Source organism: Pyrobaculum sp. (genome assembly GCF_049971835.1).
Lineage (GTDB): Archaea > Thermoproteota > Thermoprotei > Thermoproteales > Thermoproteaceae > Pyrobaculum.
In genome coordinates, this window is sequence record NZ_JBMFKV010000248.1 from 1 (window position 1) to 2,443 (window position 2,443).

Genomic DNA, 2,443 nt, shown 5'->3' on the forward strand with positions numbered 1-2,443 from the left:
GTAGATGCCGCCGTCAGAAGCGCACCTAACTGGCATGTACCAGAGGACGATGAGGGTGTCCACGGCGAAGAACAACGCCACGGCATACCACAGCTCAGGTATATCTAGGCTCCACGCCGCCGCGGCCGCCAGCGCCAATGTGCCGTATATGAGCGAGAGCTCAAAGGCCCTCACTGCGGAGGCTCTAGACACGGGGTTTGGGCGCGACTCTAAATTTAAGCATCTCGCCTATGTAGTGTGCGCATCGCGGCGGCTCTCATCCACAGTTGACGGGTTCCCCGGCGAGGAGTATCCCCTCGTCCAGGGCCTCCCTCACCAAGTTGTTGCCTCTTCTGTAGGCGGCACAAGCCTCCTCAAGCGACATGTAGACCGCGTTTACGTCGCCGGCCTCCACGTGGGCGGTCCTCCCCCTCCAAGGAGGCGGGCCCCTCGTCACTACCAAGATGTCTATATCGCTTAGGCCCCGGACGAACCTCCCCCGGGCGGCGGAGCCGAATAGATACGCCGCGGCCGCCTCCACGCCCCTCAAGGCCTGCTCCACCGCCTGCGCCAGCTCCTCGGCTGTGAGGGACTTGTTCCGCCTAGCCGCCTCCAACAGCCCTTCTGACATACTCCAGAACAGCCTCGGCGTTTTTTATACACTTCTCGGCGTCGGCCGCGCGGTAGTGGGCGTGGGGCGGGCCCCACGGCCACGCGTTTGGGTATCTGCTGGGGACGTAGTGGCGGTCGAGCTCCTCCGCGGCTTCGCGTAGCTCCGGGGGAGGGGCTAGGCCGAGCCTCTCCGCCTCCAGCACCAGCGCCAATACGCTGTGGGACCTCGCGTATCTCCCGCTTTTCGCAATAAGGAGGGCCTTCAGCGCCTTCTCAGCCGCCTGCTGGGCGAGGAAGCAGGCCTTGGCGTATCTCCCAAGCCTCACGAGGTCAAGCGCCGCGGCTAGGTCGTCCTCCGCGTCGCTTAGCCAGTCGGCCCACCTCTCCCAGCTCACAGCTAAAGCCGCCGCATGGATTTATATACACACGCCCCACCTCTTTAAACACTACACTCTTGTGGAGAACTGGCTCGCTCTAAGGCCTCTGAGAGGGGAGTTGGTGGGAAATACCCCCTATGTCCTCTGAGCGTCCCAGGCGACACTGCTATCTGGCTGTGTCCAATGCGCACACGGGCGGGGCCGCGCCAGATGGGCTAGCGATGTGAGAGGGTCCCAGCTGTCCGCACAGAAGATTTTAAACCTGCCCAACGTACGTGGATGTGGAGGTTCTTGAGAGGCCTCTCCCGAAGCCCTCCGCCGAGGATTATGTGAATGCCCGCCTTCTGGAGGCTCTTGTGGAGGGCTGGCTTGCCATTAGGTTTTTGAAAGAGGGCCTCGTGAGGAACGCCGCCGGCAAGGCCTTCCAGGCGTGGAGGGCTCTCACGGCGGCTCTCCTCAGGCTTGAGCTGGATAGGCTGAAGGCCTTGGCCAGAAGCGACGAGGAGAGGCGCTGGCTTGAGACCACCGCGGTTCCCCGCGTCCCCACCGGCAGATTGGTGAGGCTTTCCCAGCTGTTGGAAGAGGTTGGACATGTAAAGTTTTTATTTGGCACAGCGCTTGCATTGGATCTACATGAGTACCAATACCACGGCCCTGATCCCGACATGGCGTGGTCAAAGTTCCGCAGTAGAGAAGAGGCTACCGTAGCTGTAGTAGAGTTGCTAAGAGAGATCGTGGATAGGGTAGAGGGGCTAAAAGCTAGGTTCAAGTGGGACAAGGAGCTTGAAGATAGTTACAAAACACTGAAACAAGCCCTGGCCAGCCACACCGAGGCTCAGTAGGGTCCAGACGCCGCCAGCAACATCGCAGGCAAGACAAATGCCTAGAAAAGTGGCGGGCCCGCCGGGATTCGAACCCCACCCCCAAGACCCCCTAGGGCTCTTGATGAGGCCTACGGGTTTCTGCATACGGTAAACAGCCCACCGCTCTATCCAGGTTGAGGGGCCGAGCGCGGCGCATACAGCCCCCAGCCTTATCAAGGACTCCAGCGCTCCCTCCGCTACCCGAGGATACGTAGCGGCCGAGAGGAGTGGGTTTTAGGCAGGTCGTCGGGCGAGGACGTCGCGCCTCCAGCCACCTGCCCCACGTGTGGGGAGTTCTGGCGTGGAGAGGCACACCACCGACACAACCTGCCTATCTCCAGGCCACACGTAGAAGCCTTCACCACGGCAGAGCCGAACCCTCCCTCTATATCCCACCTACACACAACACTGAGAGCCGGGCCTCTCCCTCTGCCAAGTCGACATGTCACCCACATCCCGACGACATCCACAATATAAACGCTCTAAGGCACCTTAATCTCACTCCCAGAGACGGATCTGGTAGAAGCCTTGCAACTCATCCACAAATCATCAATAGCTCAGCTCTGCGCCTGCACTCGCAGAGGAGGTGAATGGACCCCCCTCCTCAGCTGG

Annotated in this window: 4 protein-coding genes; 1 reads left to right on the top strand and 3 read right to left on the bottom strand. The window is 60.9% G+C overall.

The annotated features are described in order from the left end of the window. The 3 genes from ACP5J3_RS13200 to ACP5J3_RS13210 all read right to left on the bottom strand — a co-directional run. Positions 1-192, bottom strand: a 192-nt coding sequence (locus tag ACP5J3_RS13200) for a hypothetical protein (RefSeq protein ID WP_428496110.1), incomplete at its 3' end; no start/stop codon positions are given. Positions 193-256: 64 nt separating this feature from the next. Beyond that, a complete protein-coding gene (locus tag ACP5J3_RS13205; RefSeq protein ID WP_263243314.1) occupies positions 257-610 on the bottom strand; it encodes a nucleotidyltransferase domain-containing protein in 354 nt (117 codons plus the stop codon). Further along, a complete protein-coding gene (locus tag ACP5J3_RS13210) occupies positions 582-986 on the bottom strand; it encodes a HEPN domain-containing protein (protein WP_428496111.1) in 405 nt (134 codons plus the stop codon). The genes ACP5J3_RS13205 and ACP5J3_RS13210 overlap by 29 nt, the downstream gene beginning before the upstream one ends. Positions 987-1,243: 257 nt before the next feature. On the opposite strand from ACP5J3_RS13210, the gene ACP5J3_RS13215 reads away from it, so the two are divergent. Continuing rightward, complete coding sequence (locus ACP5J3_RS13215) at positions 1,244-1,810, top strand: PaREP1 family protein (protein ID WP_428496112.1); 567 nt, start codon at positions 1,244-1,246, stop codon at positions 1,808-1,810. Positions 1,811-2,443: the final 633 nt, after the last annotated feature.